The sequence below is a fragment of the Xanthomonas sp. WCS2018Noco2-27 genome (assembly GCF_031843525.1).
GTDB lineage: Bacteria > Pseudomonadota > Gammaproteobacteria > Xanthomonadales > Xanthomonadaceae > Xanthomonas.
This window is the reverse complement of the sequence record NZ_JAVTIK010000014.1, coordinates 101,965-119,152: the sequence shown is the minus strand read 5'-3', so window position 1 is coordinate 119,152 and position 17,188 is coordinate 101,965. Positions and strand designations below refer to the sequence as shown.

Genomic DNA, 17,188 nt, shown 5'->3' with positions numbered 1-17,188 from the left:
GTCCCGCGAGCGGCGAGGGCACCGCGCCCTCTACTCACCAAGGCTGTTGCCCTAAACATCCGGCTGCATCTAAGCGACGCAACGCGTTGCCCCCATCGAGGCAGCGTTTAAAAATTTTTATTAGCAGTTCTTATCTACAGGACTGCGCGTTCGCCAGACAATCGCCGCCGTTACCCGATCGATCAACGGCGCTGTTGTAGCTGATCCTATGCAGCCGGGTCGGACGCAGTGGTTTCCGTATGCGATGCAGCGTTGTCTTTGTTCTCGCCACGCACCGCGTTGCCCGACGTACTGTCGATCAAGATCACCGGTACCTGCGAGCGGCGGCGCTGCTCCACACGATGCGGCAGCGGGCCGAGTGCGTCGCGCAACGCGCTGAGTGCAGGGTCCACGCCGCGTAATGGGTACCACAGGCCGATCAGGCTGAAGTGGCGGCTGTAGCGCAAGGTCTGCGTGCTGCCTACCCACAGCGGTTGTGCGCTGGGCTGCAGTCGCGCGGCTGCAGGCCACAGACGCAACACATGCACGTGCCCGGGCGCGGCGTGACGCACCATCAGCAGGGCTTCCACTTGTGTGTCCAGCGTGGCCGGCAGAATCGGCACTTCGTCCGGGCGGCCGCTGACATCCAGCAGGTGCAATGCCTGTTCCCAGCCGGCCTGCGGTTGTGTCCGCCAGCCGCGTGCTTCGAGCTGGCGTTGCAGCGGCGCGAGCGGGCCGGCCACTTGCACGTCCAGCGGCCAGCGCTGGTCGTCGTCGAATTCATTGCGACGTGCCGGCAGTAGCCGCCATTGCCCCTCCCACCAGTCGCTGGCGGGCAGGTCCATCAGCAGCGGCGGTGGCGGTTCGAACTTGGCCAGCTTGGTGCCGAGATTACGTGGCGCAAAGAAGATCGCGCAGCTCACGAACACGCCGTAGAAGATCCACGACACCGGCTTGACCCAGAACGCGCGCGTGGCGCGGCGGCGATACGCAATGCCCAGCACCAGTAGCCAGAAGATGCCGAACAACATGCCGCCGACCACGTCGCTGAGCCAATGCGCGCCCAGGTACAGGCGCGCAAAGCCGATCAGCGAGACGATGGCGCCACTGACCAGATACGGCCACACGCGGCGGCGGCCGGGCAGTTCGCGTGCGATCAGCAGCGCGAAAAACCCGAACCCGATCGTGGCCATGGTGACCGCTACCGACGGGAATCCGAACCCGCTGCTGGCGGCCGGCGGGCGCACCACCTGCACGGTGGCGCCCAGCAACTGCGTCAGGGCCAGGCCAAACGCCAGTGCGATCACCCAATGCGCCACCGCCATCCAGCGCCGACGCCAGGCCAGGTAACCCATCGCTGCGGCGATCGCCGGCAACAACACCTGCCAATCGCCCAGCGAGGCCAGCGCCACCATCGGGTAGTCGGCCAGCGGGTTGCGCAGCGCCAGCATCAAATCGTGCACGGCCAGGTCCACGCGCAGCGGTTCGCCATGCGCCAGCACCACCATCAGCAACACGAACCAACCCCAGCCCAGCAGCAACAGCATCAGCGCCATCATTGCCAGCGGGACCGATTCGCGCCGGCGCGGGTCGAACACGCTGACCGACCAGTTGCCCAGCACCGGGTGCCGATGCGACCACTCCAGCAATCGCGCCAGCAGTGCATCCAGATGGCCTGCCGACCAGCGGTACGAATACAGCACCACCGCCCAGGCCAGGCCGATCACCGCAGCCAGCAGGGTGACCACTACGAACAGGCGCCCAGCGACTGCAGCGACCGCGTCGTAAGCGGTGCCCAACACCCAGCCCGGCACCAGAAACAGCAGCGCCCACGACACGCAGGCCAGCCCGCTGGCGAACAGATAGCGCTTGAACGGCATGTGCGACATGCCGGCGATGGCGGGCACGAACGGCCGCACCGCGCCGACATAGCGCGCGATCAGAATGCTCTTGAAGGCGTTGCGTCGGAACAGCAGCTCACCGCGTTCCAGCAACTGGGGATAGCGCCGAAACGGCCAATACGTGTGCAGCTGGTGGCCCCAGCGATGGCCCACCCAGAAGCTCAACGCATCGCCGATAAACGCCCCCAGGGTGGCGCACACCACTGCATACGGGCCGTTGATCTGGCCGAGCCCGATCAGCACGCCGATGGCGAACAGCAACGGCAGCGCGGGCACGATGGCACCGAGCACGATCACCGCATCACAGAATGCGATGGCAAAGATCACCACGCCAGCCAAGGTGGGGTGGTGTCCGATCCACTCCAGCGTGGCGTCGATCCATGAGTTCATTCCCGAATTATAAGTGGGCAGGGCGACGACTGACTTGCGCCATGCTCACATCGGCCTGTTGGCTTCACCTGAGGTTGCAACCAGGCCACGGTGCGGGCGTGTGTCATCGGCACGCTCTGCAACGGCAGTACGGCGATGCGGGCTGCCCGCCTACAATGGGGAATGAGTCACGAGCCCGCCGACAATCTCCCGCTGAAGTCCGATACGTTCGGGCGCATTTTGTTGATCCGCGACGCTGGCCGGGTGTTTGTGCGGCGCGACCTGAGCGTGGCGCCATGGCTTCTGCGTGGGGTGGCCTGGTGGCTGGCACGTCGCGAAGCGCTGGCGCTGCGGCAGCTGGATGGCCTGCCGCACACGCCACGCTTGTTGCATTGGGATGGGCGCCATCTGGACCGCAGCTATCTGGCCGGCGATGCGATGTACCAGCGCCCGCCACGCGGTGATCTGGCGTATTTCAGGCAGGCGCGCAGGCTGTTGCAGCAGCTGCATCGGTGTGGCGTGGCCCACAACGATCTGGCCAAGGAAGCCAACTGGCTGGTGCAGGACGATGGCAGCCCGGCGGTGATCGATTTCCAGCTGGCGGTGCGCGGCCACCCGCGCGCGCGCTGGATGCGTCTGCTTGCACGCGAGGACCTGCGTCACCTGCTCAAGCACAAACGCATGTATTGCCCGGCCGCGATCACGCCGGTGGAACGTCGTGTGCTCAAGCGCAGGTCATGGGTGCGCGAGCTGTGGTTCGCCACCGGCAAACCGGTCTACCGCTTTGTGACCCGGCGCATCCTGCACTGGGAAGACAACGAAGGGCAGGGGCCGAAGCCCTGAGGGGCCGGGACTGGGCATTAGGGATTGGGGACTCGCAAAAGCGTATCGCGTGAGTTGATTGTTGGTCGGCTGCTGGACGTTCAAGGCGCTAAGCTCTTGCGATTGCCGATTGCCGATTGCCGATTGCCGATTGCCGATTGCCGATTGCCGATCCCCGAGTCCCGAGTCCCGAGTCCCGATTCCCATGACGCTAAAAGACAAAACGCTCTTCATCACTGGTGCCTCGCGTGGGATTGGTTTGGCGATCGCGTTGCGGGCGGCGCGCGATGGGGCGAATGTGGTGATCGCGGCCAAATCGGCGGTGGCCAATCCCAAGTTGCCCGGCACCATTCACAGCGCTGCCTCAGCAGTCGTTGCGGCAGGTGGAAAGGCGCTGGCGCTCAAATGCGATATCCGCGACGAAGCGCAGGTGCACGCCGCCGTTGCCGCCACCGTGGAGGCGTTTGGCGGCGTCGATATCCTGGTCAACAACGCCAGCGCGATCTGGTTGCGCGGCACCTTGGACACACCGATGAAGCGCTTCGACCTGATGCAACAGGTCAACGCGCGCGGCAGTTTTGTGTGCGCGCAAGCCTGCCTGCCGCATCTGTTGAAGGCGCCCAATCCGCACATCCTCAGCCTTGCCCCACCGCCATCGTTGAACCCGGCGTGGTGGGGTGCGCATACCGGCTACACGCTGGCCAAGATGGGGATGAGTCTGGTGACACTGGGGCTGGCCGCTGAGTTCGGCCCGCAGGGCGTGGCGGTCAATGCGTTGTGGCCGCGCACGGTGATTGCCACCGATGCGGTCAACATGCTGCCGGGCGTGGACGCCGCTGCCTGCCGTCGCCCGGAGATCGTGGCCGATGCGGCGCATGCGGTGCTGACCCGCACTGCGGCCGGTTTCCACGGGCAGTTTCTGATCGACGAAGAGGTGCTGACGCAGGCCGGTGTCACCGACTTCAGCGGTTATGCGGTCGATCCGTCACGGGCCTTGCTGCCGGATCTGTTTCTCGACTGAGCGGCTGACAGAACGACTGCGTAGCCGACAGGCGGGCGCGGCCGGTGCTCGGCGCGGCGTGTACGGCTCATCCGTTGCGGTGCCGGGTGCGCCGTCCACATTTGCCCGACGACTGCTCGCTCTGGTTTTTATAGCTCCAAGCGCGGTGCAGGTGGCCGTGCGCCGATCCATCGATACAGACGCTGCGAATCATTCGTCCACGAAAAAACGGATTGACCTTGTGCGCATCACCGCCTGCCGCGCAGACGAACGCCGCCGTCCGCTTCGCTGCTGAGCACGATGATTTCACGCCGCAGTTTGCTATCGTGCGCGGCTGAAATCGTTTCCAACAAGGACGTTTGCCCGTGTTCCTGAAGCCCGGCGCGTTTGCGCCCGCCCTGTTCGTGCTTGCGCTCTGCGCCGGCTGCAGCAAACAGACCACGCCGACCGGCAACGCGGCGGCAAGCAAGAGCGCCGATGCGCCGAGCGATGCGCAGCATGCGCTCAACGCCAAACTCGGTGCGTATATCGATTGCTTCAACCGCGTCGATCTGCCGGTGCATACCGGTGCCAAGCATTACATCGGTTCGATGGACGATGCAGCCGCCGGCCCCAGCGGGCGCGAAACGCGTGTGGCCGGCCCCTACGACATCAGCGACTTCGACATGAAGGAGTGCGATGCGCCTGTTAGCGCGGCGGCTGCGGCGCAACCGTCGCTGCCGGCACTGGATACTGCGGCTCGGGAGTATCACGCGGCCTTGCAGGCGCTGCGGCCGATCAGTCACCAGGTGGCCGATTACTACGCGCGCCAGGATGATGAAGGCGACCAGTTCGCCAAGGGCAAGCAACTGCACGCGCCGTTGATGGCGGCGCTGGAGCGTTATGCCGAGGCCAGCAGCGCATTCGGTGCCGAGCTGGAAGCGCAGAATGATGCAGCGCATCGCGAAACGCTCAAGACGCTGGAGCGCGAGGAGGGACGCACGCGCGAGTATTACCGGCTGTCGATGATGCTCGATGCCAAGCAACTGACCGACGTACTGCAGGAAGATCAGTTCGACACCGCGCGTGCAAACACGCTGCTTGACGGCTTCAACCGCCTCTCCGACGAGGCGCATGCCAAGGTGGCGGACCAGGAGCCGGACAAACTCAAATGGAACAGCTTCGAAACCGCTGCGGAAGACTTCCGCAGGCAGGCCAAGGCGCGGGTAAAACGCGTGGTCGACAAGACGCCCTACAGCCGCATCGAAGAGGGCTGGCTCGATAGCCCCTCGCTGGCGCCGGAAGGATCGCCGCGCAAGTTGCTCAATACCTACAACGCGTTGGTGTCCGAGAGCAATCGACAGTAGTTGCCAGCGTCATCGCACGATGCAGCGCGTGCGGCCATATGCCGGGCGCTGACGACAACGCACGCGATCGACCGTTGCTCACCTCACCTCATTTCTTCACCACTGCACAGGAACCACCGCATGCGCCATCCACTTCGTTACGCACCGCTCAGCGCAGCGGTTGCACTTGCCGCACTGCTCGCCGGCTGCCAGAAAGATGCGCCGGTTGCGGCTGCGCCCGATGCCGACAAGATCAATGCCTACATCGCCTGCTTCAACGGTGTCCAGCAGCCGCTGCATGAGAGTTACCAGACCTACACCGGCTGGATGAAGGACCCGCAGGCTGGGCCAACGGGCAAGGAAGAAAATATCCGTGCACCGGGAACGGTGCTGTCGCATCGGGTCGAGGCTTGCGGCGCACCGATGACTGCCGCACTGGCGCAGCAACCGGCCAACGCCGAACTCGACCCGGTAGCAAAGACCTATCAGCAGCGGTTTGCCACGCTCAATGAGCGCATCGGCGAAGCAGCGCGGTATTACGATCGCGAGGATTATCTGCGCGACGACGGCAAGGGCATGCGTGCGCTGCATGCGCCGTTGATGCAGGCCTACGCAGCGTTCTTCGATGCGGGCGACGCGATGAATGCGGCGCTGGACCGCAACGAAGACACTCGGCGTCAGGCGCGGATCGATGCGATCGAAAAGGAAGAAGGCCGCAGCGCGTCGTGGTATCACTTGAAGATCACCGGTGAAGGCAAGCATCTGGTGCAGGTGTTGGATAGCAATGCACCGGATCTTGCGGCAGCGCAAAGCCAGCTCGCGCGTTACCAGAGCATTCTGGAAGAGGCGCAGAAAGCCAAGGTGGGCCAGGGTGATGCGATGTGGGGACACATGGAACGCGCTGCCGATAAGCTGGCGCGCGAGTCCGGACGTCTGGTCGAGCGCATTCGTACCAACACACCGCTGAGCAAGAGCGAGCAGATGCTGCTGGAAAGCGGCTCGATCCCGCCGGGCGGAACGCGCCAGGCAGTGCTGGCCAGCTACAACGATCTGATCGACATGAGTAACCGCATGTCGCAGTAAGCGCGACCTGCAGCGGCTGCGCTCAGCACCTGGCGCGCTCTTTCGGGTGCCAGGGCTGCGTTGGCAGGACGTGGGTTGCTTCGGTCATGCGGTCCGCAACGTGCCGGCGATCGCGCGCCGGTTGTTGGTTGGCCACTGTGCTGCGAGACGGATGCGCCAACCTCGTGCTGCGGCAGTGTGAGCGGCGATTGCCTGCGCACCGGTCACACAGCTTACGGTGGTGATGCCCACCACCTGATTTGCCTCCCGTCGATGCCTGTGCGCTGCCGCCTTGCATCAGCCGTTGGCGATATCCGGCAGCGGCTCGGCGCATTGCCGGCAATAGCGCGCGTCCGATGCGTGGCCTTCCAGCCCGCAGCGGGCGCAGTTGCGAACGTCGCGCCGACCGGTGTGGTCACCTTCGCGCAGCGTGGTGGCAAGTTCGGCGGTGTAGATGCCGGTGGGCACGGCGATGATGCTATAGCCGATCAGGATCAGTGCCGAGGTGACGAAGCGGCCCAGCGTGGTTTGCGGCACCAGATCGCCAAAGCCCACCGTAGCCATGGTGACGATGGCCCAGTACATGCTGGTCGGGATGCTGGTGAAACCGTGTTGCGGGCCTTCGATGACATACATCGTGGCACCGGCGATCACGGTGATGGTGAGCACGGTGAACAGGAACACCAGCACCTTGCGGCGGCTGCGCCATAACGCGTCCACCAATTGCCCGCTTTCCTGGATATAGCGAGTGAGTTTGAGGATGCGGAACAGGCGCAGGATGCGCAGCACGCGCACGACCAGCAAGGTCTGTGCGCCCGGCACGAAGAACGACAGATAGCTGGGCAGGATCGACAGCAGGTCGATCACGCCCCACACGCTGAGCGCGTAGTGCAGCGGGCGCCGCACCACCGCCAGGCGCGCCACGTACTCGATGGTGAACAGGACCGTGAATGCCCATTCCAGCGGCACCAGCCAGTGCGCCGAATGCGCATGGATGCGCGGCACGCTGTCGATCATGATCACCACCACGCTGGTCAGGATCGCCACCACCAGCATCAGGTCGAAATTGCGCGATGGGCGCGTGTCGTGGCGGTAGATGATGTCGAACCACTGCCGGCGCCGGCCGTCGGCGGTGGCGGGAGTGAGCTGAGGATCGGAGAAAGGGCGCATGCGCACATTGTGCCGCAGGCCGGCGAATGCGCGAGAATGCAGGTTCTCCCTCCGCTTCTGCGACCCACCATCATGAGCACCGCTGCCGATTCGCCCCTGTCCCTCGCGCACTACTACCTGCCGGTGTATCGCCCGCGCCAGGTGGTGCTGGAGCGCGGTCAGGGCAGTCGCGTATGGGATGACGCGGGGCGCGAATATCTGGATCTGTCCTCCGGCATCGCGGTGAGCGGGCTGGGCCATAACGATGCGGATCTGGTCGCCGCGCTCACCGAGCAGGCGGGCAAGCTGTGGCACACCAGCAACATCTTCTACAGCGAGCCGCCGCTGCGGCTGGCCGAGGAACTGGTCGGCGCGTCGCGTTTTGCCGAAAAAGTCTTTCTGTGCAACTCCGGCACCGAAGCCAACGAGGCGGCCATCAAGCTGGTACGCAAATGGGCCAGCAATCAGGGCCGCCCAGCCGACAAGCGCGTCATCGTGACGTTCCGTGGCAGCTTCCATGGCCGCACGCTGGCCTCGGTCACCGCCACCGCGCAGCCGAAATATCAGGAAGGCTACGAGCCGCTGCCGGGCGGATTCCGCTATGTGGATTTCAACGATGTGGCGGCGCTGGAAGCGGCGATGGCCAGCGGCGACGTAGCTGCGGTGATGCTGGAGCCGATCCAGGGCGAGGGCGGGGTGATGCCGGCGGCGCCGGGCTTCCTGGCGCAGGTGCGCGCATTGTGCGATCGACACGATGCCTTGTTGGTGCTGGACGAAATTCAATGCGGCATGGGCCGCACCGGAACGTTGTTCGCGCATTGGCAGGAGCAGGTGACGCCGGACATCGTGACGCTGGCCAAGGCGCTGGGTGGCGGGTTCCCAATCGGCGCGATGCTGGCCGGCCCCAAGGTCGCCGAGACCATGCAGTTCGGCGCGCACGGCACCACCTTCGGCGGCAATCCGCTGGCTGCCGCGGTGGCGCGCGTGGCGCTGCGCAAGCTCGCCTCGCCGCAGATTGCCGAAAATGTGGAGCGGCAGTCGGCGGCGTTGCGTGCGGGCCTGGAAGCGCTCAATGCCGAGTTTGGCCTGTTTGCACAGGTGCGCGGGCGTGGGTTGATGCTCGGCGCGGTGTTGGCACCGGCGCATGCCGGCCAGGCCGGTGCGCTGCTGGATCTGGCAGCCAAGCATGGTTTGCTGCTGCTGCAGGCCGGCCCGGATGTGCTGCGTTTTGTGCCGGCACTCAATCTGACCGACGCCGAGCTGGCCGACGGCCTGGCGCGTCTGCGCCGGGCGATTGCCGAGTACGCCGCGCAGCGGTGATGGGTTGCTTGATCGGCTGCGTGTTGGCGGCTGGTAGGGCGCTGATTGGTAAGGCGTGTGACGCGTGAGCCGGTGCGTTTGTGGATTGCGTAAGGCGGTGTCTAGGTGACGGCCCTGTATCGCAACACCGTACCCTCACCCCAACCCCTCTCCCGACGGGAGAGGGGCTAGTTGGTGCAGTTGGGTTTTACTGCGACTGGTCTGGTTGCGTATTTGTGCACGATTGACGGTATTCCCAGTCTCACCCCAACCCATACCGCTTCAACACACGCCGCAATGCACGGGCATCGCGCACGGTATCGGCATGCAATCCGGCGGCGCGGGCGCCGCGGACGTTGACGAATAGGTCATCGACGAACAAGGTGCGTGCCGGTTCCGCACCCAGCTGCGCAAGCGCGCGCTGATACACCTCCAGCTGCGGTTTTCTGCCGCCTAACGCACCGCTGCACAGTACGCGGCCCTGCAGTAACGGAAACAGCGACGGCACGAGTTGCGCGATCGCCTCCGCCATCAACGGGCCGTTGTTGGTGAGCACCGCCACCGCGGTCGTCGCCGACACCGCCAGCACCTGCGCTACCACCGCGGGATCTGCGCGGCACGCTGCAACGCGTGCCGCGATCCAGGTGGCGCGGTCGATCGGATGTCCCAGCCCGTCGCTCAATTGGGTCAGATAGACCTGCGTGTCGAGCTCACCGGCATCGTAGGCACGCTCCAGTCCCTGTTCGAACAGGACCTGCTGCACGCGCTGCGGCGTACATGTAGCTGCAGTCGCCAGTGCGGCCAGCCGGCGCGGGCGCGAATAGCTGGCCAACACGCCATCGAAATCCAGCAGCAGCAAGGACGGGCGTACAGGCGACATGGGGCGTGCTCATGAGGTGGGCACGCAGCGTTGTCGATCTGCCGCTGCATCGCAAGCATGCGGGATCTTCTATGCCCTGATACGCGCGAACGGGTAGGCGCGTGGCGCGCGACGTCTCACACCCGCGTACGGCGGTCGCGTACGCCTTGTCGCGGAAGCCCTGCGCGTCCACGGGCACGCCAACCTGAGTGTCTGCGCTACGGATTCAAAGGTTCTAGCTCGGTAAGAACCTACCCGCACGCGCAGACCCTACCCTCCGCACCGCGTCTGCGGCGCAACCTCGCTGGGTATGGTCGATCCATGCCGCATCTGCGGTATCAGCCGGTCTTGGGGAGCGGGTCCGGTCACTCAGCACGCAGTACATTCCAGGGGTCGATTGCATGCCTAAGCGCTTGAACACCGATCAGTTGGCGACCGCGATGGCCGCCATTCTCACCGCCGCCACGCGTCGCCACACGCTCGCCTCGATGACCCTGCTGATGTCCGGCGCGCACAGCCTGCCGGCACTGGCGCAGGAGGCGCGCACTCTGGACGCGGTCAGCGTGGTCGGCACCGGCTCCACGCGTACCACTGCCTCCATTTCGATGGACGAGATCCAGGCCCAGGTACCAGGCGTGGCACCCCAACAGCTGCTGGCCAGTCTGCCCGGCGTCAACGTGCAGACCACCGACCCGTTCGGGCTGTACGAGTTCGGCGATTCGATGACCATCCGCGGATTTTCCGCCAACCAGATCGGCGTGACACTGGACGGCATTCCGATCGAAACCTTCGACACCCGCGAAGGCGGGCCGATCACCCGCTACGTCTCCAGCGAAAACCTGCTCGATGTCACGGTGTCCGCCGGCTCGGGCGATGTCACCCAGCCCTCCTATCACGCACTCGGTGGTGCGATCCGCTACACCAGTCTGCCACCCAAGGGCGGCGATAGCTGGAGCGGCAATCTCACCCAGACCATCGGCTCGGACGATCTGGTACGCAGTTTTGTGCGTCTGGATACGCCGGAGTGGTGGGACGGCGGGCCGAGTGCCTACCTCTCCGCATCGCGCACGCAGGGCGGGGTGTGGGACATGGAGCCGGCCACGCAGAAGAGCGATCACTTCGAAGCCAAGGTGCGCCAGGCCTGGGATGCCGGCAGCCTGACGTTGGGCTGGATCTACAACAACCGCAAGGATTACGACGTGCAGTCGTACAACTCCGACGGTTCGGTGTCGTGGGATCTGCACGAACGCATCACCGGCAATCCGGAAGTGGATGCCGAGCATTACAGCGAATGGCAGAACGGCCGCCGCGATTCGCTGCTCAGCCTGCACGGCGATTTCATGTTCAAAGACGCCATCGGCGTCACCTTCACCGGCTACTACGAAAACAAGCATGGCTACGGTGTCGGCGGCACGCCGCCGAGTACCGCTACCGGGTTGTACAACGATGCGATTGCCGGCACCCCAGGGCGCACCGATATCGCCATCAACGACCCGCAGATTGTCGATGCCACTGGCAATGTCACCCGCGTCGGTGCGATGACGCGGCGCGAAGAAATCATGGGCGGCGATCGCTACGGTTTGACCACGGCCGTGGCGTGGGAGACCGAGCACAACAAGCTGGAAGTGGGCGCCTGGTACGAGAGTTACGACTTCGATCAGGTGCGCCCGCTGTACAACCTGGACCCGGCCACCGGCGCTTTGCTCAAGAGCGCCTTGCCGATCGTGATCTATTACGACAACCACTTCTCCACCGAGGTGAAGCAGCTCTACGTCAAGGACACGCTGCGCCTGCTGGATGACCGGTTGACGATGGAGTTCGGTGCCAAGGGGCTGGATGTCAAACGCGACTACAACGGGATCGCCAATCTGGACGACTTCAATGTCGGTGTGCGTCGCGCGGTGACCATCAAGAACAGCGACTGGTTTCAGCCGCAGGTCGGTGCAAGCTTCCAGCTGGCCGAGGGCGTGCAGGTGTTTGCCAACTACGCGGAAAACTTCAGTTCCGCGCCGCGGCTGGCGCTGACCTCCGGTGCGTTCAATCCGGATATCGCGCCGGAAGAATCCACCAACATCGATATCGGCATCCGTGCCGAATCCACGCAGTGGAGCGGTTATCTAGCCGCCTACAAGATCGATTATTCCAACCGCATCATCGCGCTGACCGACCCGGACCCGCTGGTGGTGGCGCCCACCGTGTACGCCAACGTCGGCGACGTGCAGACCTATGGTGCGGAGCTGTCCGGCATGTGGAAGCCGGCGCCGGGCTGGCGGCTCGGTGCATCGCTGACCTGGAACACCTCCGAGTTCCAGGACAACTATTTCGGCCCGGTCAGCGGCGCGCTGGTGCAGGTGGAAGGCAATGACGTACCGGATGCGCCCAAGCTGATGTTCAGCGTCAACGGCGGTTGGGAAGGCGAGCACTTCTTCGCCAACCTCGACACCAAATACACCGGCAAGCGCTACGGCGACACGCTCAATACCGACCAGGTGGATGCCACCTTCATCGTCAACGGAAGTGTTGGGTATCAAGGCGGCGATGCCGGGTTTCTTGCCGGTGGCCGCTTGCAATTGTCGGCCTACAACCTGTTCGACAAGGACAATGCGATCGGTGCGGTGTTTCCCAACGAAAGTTCCGGCTCATACCAGCTGATCGCACCACGCCAGCTATTCGCAAGCCTGTCTTACCGATTTTGAGTGATCGACGCGGCCGGCATTGCGGCCGGCCGCGCGACTGTCCATGACATGCAGGGGATGTGCGTTGATGCAAGGCAATCACACTGGGGCGATGACGCGGCGGCAACTGCTGGCGCGCATCGGCATGACCGCTGGCGGCGCGATGATGTATCAGGCGATGAGCAGCCTGGGCATGGCGGCCGAATCGCGCTTTACCGGCCCAATGCAGCTGGATGGCGACCCGAAGGGCGCATCGGTGCTGATTCTGGGCGCGGGCCTGGCGGGGATGACCGCGGCCTTCGAACTGCGCAAGGCCGGCTATCGCGTGCAGGTGCTGGAATACAACGGCCGCCCCGGTGGCCGTAACTGGACGTTGCGTGGCGGCGATCGTTACACCGAACTCGGTGGCGCAACCCAGCACTGCCAGTTCGACGATGGGTTGTATCTCAATCCGGGGCCGTGGCGCATTCCGCATCACCACAAGGCGGTGTTGAGTTACTGCAAGCAGTTCGGTGTGGCGTTGGAAGCGTTCAACCAGGTCAACTACAACGCGCTGCTGCATAGCCAGAACGGCTTCGATGGCACACCGCAGCGGTTCCGCGCGATCGATGCCGATTACAAGGGCCATGTCTCCGAGTTGCTGGCCAAGTGCACGCAGCAGCACGCACTAGATACCGCAGTCAGCCGCGAGGATCAGGAAGTGCTGTTGGAATCGCTACGTACCTGGGGGGCGCTCGATCGCAACTTCGGCTACGTCAAAGGCAAAGACAGCAGCGAGCGGCGTGGCTTTGCGCGCTACCCCGGTGGCGGCTTGTCGGGCAAGCCGGAATTTTCAGACCCCTTCAGCGTGCAGGACGTGCTGCGTTCGCGGCTATGGACCACGCTGGCGGCCGGCAACAACTACGAAATGCAGACCACCATGTTTCAGCCGGTGGGCGGCATGGACCAGATCGGCAAGGCGTTCGCGCGCCAGCTCGGCGATGCCATCACCTACAACGCCAAGGTCACCAAGATCGATCAGGACGGCAGCGGCGTGCGCGTGTCCTGGCAGGATGCCACCCGCGGCGGCGAAGAGCGCGTGGCCAGTGCGGACTGGTGCATCTGCACGATTCCGTTGTCGGTGCTCAGCCGGATTCCTACCACCGCCAGCGACGCGATGACCACCGCGATCGGCAAGGTGCCGTATGCCGCGTCGGTCAAGGTGGGCCTGCAATTCAAACGACGTTTCTGGGAAGAGGACGAGGCCATCTACGGCGGCATCAGCTATACCGATCTGCCGATCACCTTGATCAGCTATCCCAGCACCGGTTATCACAGCGCCGGCAAGGGGGTGCTGCTCGGTGCCTACGTGTGGGGGCTGGATGCCTATCAATTCACTTCGATGAGTCCCGAGCAGCGGGTGCGCAAGGCCGTCGAATACGGCACGCAATTGCACCCGCAATATCCGCGCGAATTCGAAAACGGCATTGCAGTCGGTTGGCACCGCGTGCCGTTTACCCACGGCTGCTTTGGCATGTGGAGCGAGCAGGCGCGTGCCGAACATTACGAGCCGCTCTGTCAGATCGACGGCCGCCTGGCGCTGGCGGGCGAGCATGTGTCCTATATCCCGGCCTGGCAGGAGGGCGCGATCCTGTCGGCACACGATGTCGTCGGCCGCCTGCATCGCAAGGTCATTGCCGGCGGAGGTCGCGCATGAGTCTGTTGCCACGTGTGTGTGTTGCGGCCGTTGCGCTGGTCATCGGCGCTGCGCTGCTTCCGCCCGGTCTGCGCGATGCGCAGGCGCAAAGTTCCGACGCCACCGCGCTGTATCCACAAAAGGGGTTCGCCACCGCCTCCGGCGAGCATGTCTACCGCGCGGTCTGCCAGGGCTGCCACATGCCGGCCGGCAGCGGTGCGCAAGGCGCCGGTGAATACCCGGCGCTTGCGGGAAATCCCAAGCTGGCGGCTGCGCCCTACGTCACCATGATGGTGCTCGACGGCAACGCCGGCATGCCGGGATTTGGCGACATGCTCACAGATCGTCAGGTGGCCGAAGTGGTGAGCTATGTGCGCACCCATTTCGGCAACGACCATGCCGAGCGTGTCACCGCCGACGACGTCAAGCTGCTGCGTCACTGATTCTCTCTTCCAAGGAGTTGCCATGTTCCGTCCCGCCGTCAATGCCCTCGTTGCCACCGTCGTGTTGTCTGCAGGCCTCAGCGCTGCAACTGCTGCCGAGGTGATCCGCCACAAGATTCCCAATAGCGATTTCCCCATTGCCGCCGCAGTGGAAGTTCCGGCCGGCAAGGCCACCGTGTATGTCAGCGGCAAGGTGCCGGCAGTGGTGGATACCAGCGTGCCGAAGGATTCTGCGGCCGCCTACGGCGACACCAAGGCGCAGACGGTGAGCGTGTTGAAGCAGATCCAGGACCAGCTCAAATCGCTCGGCCTGGGCATGGGCGATGTGGTGAAGATGCAGGTGTTTCTGGTCGGCGACCCGGCGATGGGCGGCAAGATGGATTTCAACGGATTCATGGAAGGCTACCGCCAGTTTTTCGGCACCAAGGAACAGCCCAATCTGCCGGCACGCTCGGCCTTCCAGATCGCTGCGCTGGGCAATCCGCTGTATCGGGTGGAGATCGAAGTGGTCGCCGTGCGTCCTTGAATTTGCGTCGCTGCCTTGCTGGAGATGGCTATGAAAACCCCGCTGTCGCGCCGCAGATTTCTGCGTGATTCCGCCCTGTTTGCAGGTGCCGCCGGGACCGGCGGATTGCCGCTGTTTGCCAGCGCCGCCGAACGCACCGCTGCCGTTGTGTCAACCACCGCCAGCGCGCTGTCGCCGGTGATGATCGGCTCCAACGAGTTCCCGGATGGCCCGTCTGCAGCAGCGGTCAGAGCCATTGCGCAGATTGCACCGCAGGGCGGGCGCTATCTGCGCGAGGTCCAGATGGAACTGATGACCACGCTGGCGGCCGAGCTCAAGTTGCCGGTGAACCATCTGATGGCTTATGCCGGCTCCACCGAGCCGCTGGACTACACGATGCTGGCCTTCACCTCGCCCAGTGCTGCGCTGGTCACTGCCGACCCGACCTACGAATCGGGCTGGCGCGCTGCCACGCGCAATGGCGCCACGTTGATCAAGGTGCCGTTGCGCAAGGATTTTTCGCACGACGTGCAGGCGATGTGCGCCGCCGATGCCAATGCCGGCGTGATCTACATCTGCAACCCCAACAATCCCACCGGCTCGGTCACCGCACGCAAGGATCTGGACTACGCATTGGCGCACAAGCCCAAGGGCAGCGTGCTGGTGGTGGATGAGGCCTATATCCACTTCGCGCATAGCACCCGCAGCGTGGTGGACATGGTCGCTGCCGGCGAGGACGTGGTGGTGTTGCGCACCTTCTCCAAGCTCTACGGCATGGCCGGCATCCGGTTGGGGTACGCGGCCGCGCGCCCGGAGCTGCTTGCCAAGCTGATGTTCTACAGCGTCAACAGCTTGCCGGTGACGGCGGCCGCTGCAGGTCTGGCCAGCTTGCGCGATCCCGATCTGGTGCCACAGCGCCGTGCACGCACTGCAGCCACGCGGCAGGACGTCATCGACTTCCTCAGTCAGCAGGGCTACGCGTGCACGGCATCGGAGAGCAACTGCTTCATGGTCGATGTGAAGCGGCCCGCAGCAGGTTTCAAGGACGACATGGCGACCTTTGGCGTGTTCATCGGCCGCAGTTGGCCGGTGTGGCCCACCTGGTCGCGGATCACCGTGGGCACCCCCGAAGAGATGGCACGCTTCAAGCAGGCGTTCGTGCAGGTGATGGCCGGCAAGCGCGGCCCGCTGCCGCTGCCTCAGGCCACAGCCGATGTGCACGACCCAATGCGGGACTTCTTCCGCTATGCGTAGCGTTGTCTGTGCGACTGCCGCGCGGTGATCCTGCAGCTGTGGCTGTGGCTGTCGCTTGATGCGCTGGATGTCTAGAGCAGCTAATAAAACTACTGTGCAGCCGCCAGGCGGGCGCGGCCGGTGCCCGGTGCAGCATGTACCACCCGTACACTCCGGTTCTGAGCGCACCGTCCACACCCACCTGACGACTGCTCGCTACGTTTTGTTAGCCGCTCTTAGCGTCGGCGCATCTCGATCGCCGCGCGCAGTGCATTGTGCGGCGGCGCAGCACTGCATTGGCAACGTCAAGGCGGTACTCTGACCGCACTGGCGCAGGCGCGAGCGTCGGTCGCTTGCACACACCGCGCTTTCTTATTGCAGGAGGACTGCCTTGAAGCTGTTTTCGACGATTGCTGTGCTTGGCTTGATAGCGATGGCGCCCTCGGCCTGGGCGCGGACCTGCGCGGTGACCATCACCGGCAACGACCAGATGAAGTTCGATCAGAGCGCCATCACGATTGCACCCGATTGCACCCAAGTGGATGTAACGCTCAAGCACGCCGGCAAGATGGCCGCCACGGTGATGGGGCACAACTGGGTGCTGACCAAGTCCGCCGATTTCCAGGCGGTGGCCAATGACGGCATGCGCTCGACCATTGCCGACAGTTACTTGCCCAAGGCCGATGCGCGTGTGATCGCGCATACCAAGGTGGTCGGTGGCGGCGAAAGCACCACGGTCAGCTTTGCAACCAGCAAACTCACCAAGGGCGGCGCCTATACGTTCTTTTGCTCGTTCCCCGGGCACTGGGCGATGATGAAAGGCACGTTGAAGTTTGGGTGATGCTGGGGCGCTTGGAGTCTGTCTCCAGCGCCCTTCGCCGCGTTGACGCAG

The 17,188-nt window shown here is 64.3% G+C and carries 14 protein-coding genes and 1 other RNA gene; 12 read left to right on the top strand and 3 right to left on the bottom strand.

The features are described 5' to 3' along the window. Positions 1-206 precede the first annotated feature (206 nt). Complete coding sequence (locus RQH86_RS19055; protein WP_311240361.1) at positions 207-2,270, bottom strand: VTT domain-containing protein; 2,064 nt, start codon at positions 2,268-2,270, stop codon at positions 207-209. 162 nt (positions 2,271-2,432) lie between these two features. Between RQH86_RS19055 and RQH86_RS19050 the strand changes: the two genes are divergently transcribed. The 4 genes from RQH86_RS19050 to RQH86_RS19035 all read left to right on the top strand — a co-directional run bounded on the left by RQH86_RS19050 (position 2,433) and on the right by RQH86_RS19035 (position 6,479). Then, the gene (locus RQH86_RS19050; protein WP_115562814.1) at positions 2,433-3,092 is read left to right on the top strand and encodes a serine/threonine-protein kinase; all 660 of its coding nucleotides are present in this window, start codon (positions 2,433-2,435) and stop codon (positions 3,090-3,092) included. Between the two features lie 184 nt (positions 3,093-3,276). Next, entirely contained in the window at positions 3,277-4,092 is an 816-nt protein-coding gene (locus tag RQH86_RS19045) for an NAD(P)-dependent oxidoreductase (RefSeq protein WP_311240362.1), read from the top strand. 338 nt (positions 4,093-4,430) lie between these two features. Continuing rightward, the gene (locus RQH86_RS19040; protein WP_311240363.1) at positions 4,431-5,417 is read left to right on the top strand and encodes a YiiG family protein; all 987 of its coding nucleotides are present in this window, start codon (positions 4,431-4,433) and stop codon (positions 5,415-5,417) included. 120 nt (positions 5,418-5,537) lie between these two features. Next, on the top strand, positions 5,538-6,479 hold the full coding sequence (locus RQH86_RS19035; RefSeq protein ID WP_311240364.1) for a YiiG family protein: 942 nt from the start codon (positions 5,538-5,540) through the stop codon (positions 6,477-6,479). Positions 6,480-6,755: 276 nt separating this feature from the next. Here RQH86_RS19035 and RQH86_RS19030 read toward each other — a convergent pair whose 3' ends face one another. Further along, positions 6,756-7,628: an ion transporter gene (locus tag RQH86_RS19030; protein ID WP_311240365.1), complete on the bottom strand. Its 873-nt coding sequence runs from the start codon at positions 7,626-7,628 to the stop codon at positions 6,756-6,758. Between the two features lie 72 nt (positions 7,629-7,700). On the opposite strand from RQH86_RS19030, the gene RQH86_RS19025 reads away from it, so the two are divergent. Beyond that, the gene (locus RQH86_RS19025) at positions 7,701-8,927 is read left to right on the top strand and encodes an acetylornithine transaminase (RefSeq protein ID WP_311240366.1); all 1,227 of its coding nucleotides are present in this window, start codon (positions 7,701-7,703) and stop codon (positions 8,925-8,927) included. Positions 8,928-9,168: 241 nt separating this feature from the next. Here the strand turns inward: RQH86_RS19025 and RQH86_RS19020 are convergent, their stop codons facing one another. After that, complete coding sequence (locus tag RQH86_RS19020; RefSeq protein ID WP_311240367.1) at positions 9,169-9,786, bottom strand: HAD-IA family hydrolase; 618 nt, start codon at positions 9,784-9,786, stop codon at positions 9,169-9,171. Positions 9,787-10,178: 392 nt separating this feature from the next. Here RQH86_RS19020 and RQH86_RS19015 point away from each other — a divergent pair, with 392 nt between their 5' ends. The 7 genes from RQH86_RS19015 (at position 10,179) to azu (ending at position 17,137) form a co-directional block, all read left to right on the top strand. Continuing rightward, complete coding sequence (locus tag RQH86_RS19015) at positions 10,179-12,461, top strand: TonB-dependent receptor (protein ID WP_311240374.1); 2,283 nt, start codon at positions 10,179-10,181, stop codon at positions 12,459-12,461. Positions 12,462-12,528: 67 nt separating this feature from the next. Further along, positions 12,529-14,136, top strand: a complete 1,608-nt coding sequence (locus RQH86_RS19010; protein ID WP_311240368.1) for an NAD(P)/FAD-dependent oxidoreductase — start codon at positions 12,529-12,531, stop codon at positions 14,134-14,136. After that, complete coding sequence (locus RQH86_RS19005) at positions 14,133-14,558, top strand: cytochrome c (protein WP_311240369.1); 426 nt, start codon at positions 14,133-14,135, stop codon at positions 14,556-14,558. The genes RQH86_RS19010 and RQH86_RS19005 overlap by 4 nt, the downstream gene beginning before the upstream one ends. A 22-nt stretch (positions 14,559-14,580) precedes the next feature. Further along, entirely contained in the window at positions 14,581-15,084 is a 504-nt protein-coding gene (locus RQH86_RS19000) for a RidA family protein (protein WP_311240370.1), read from the top strand. Positions 15,085-15,114: 30 nt separating this feature from the next. Next, a complete protein-coding gene (locus RQH86_RS18995; RefSeq protein ID WP_311240371.1) occupies positions 15,115-16,317 on the top strand; it encodes a pyridoxal phosphate-dependent aminotransferase in 1,203 nt (400 codons plus the stop codon). 134 nt (positions 16,318-16,451) lie between these two features. Next, positions 16,452-16,528: non-coding RNA, sX9 sRNA (locus RQH86_RS18990), on the top strand. Between the two features lie 159 nt (positions 16,529-16,687). Further along, positions 16,688-17,137, top strand: a complete 450-nt coding sequence (gene azu, locus RQH86_RS18985; RefSeq protein WP_055848532.1) for an azurin — start codon at positions 16,688-16,690, stop codon at positions 17,135-17,137. Positions 17,138-17,188 lie beyond the last annotated feature (51 nt).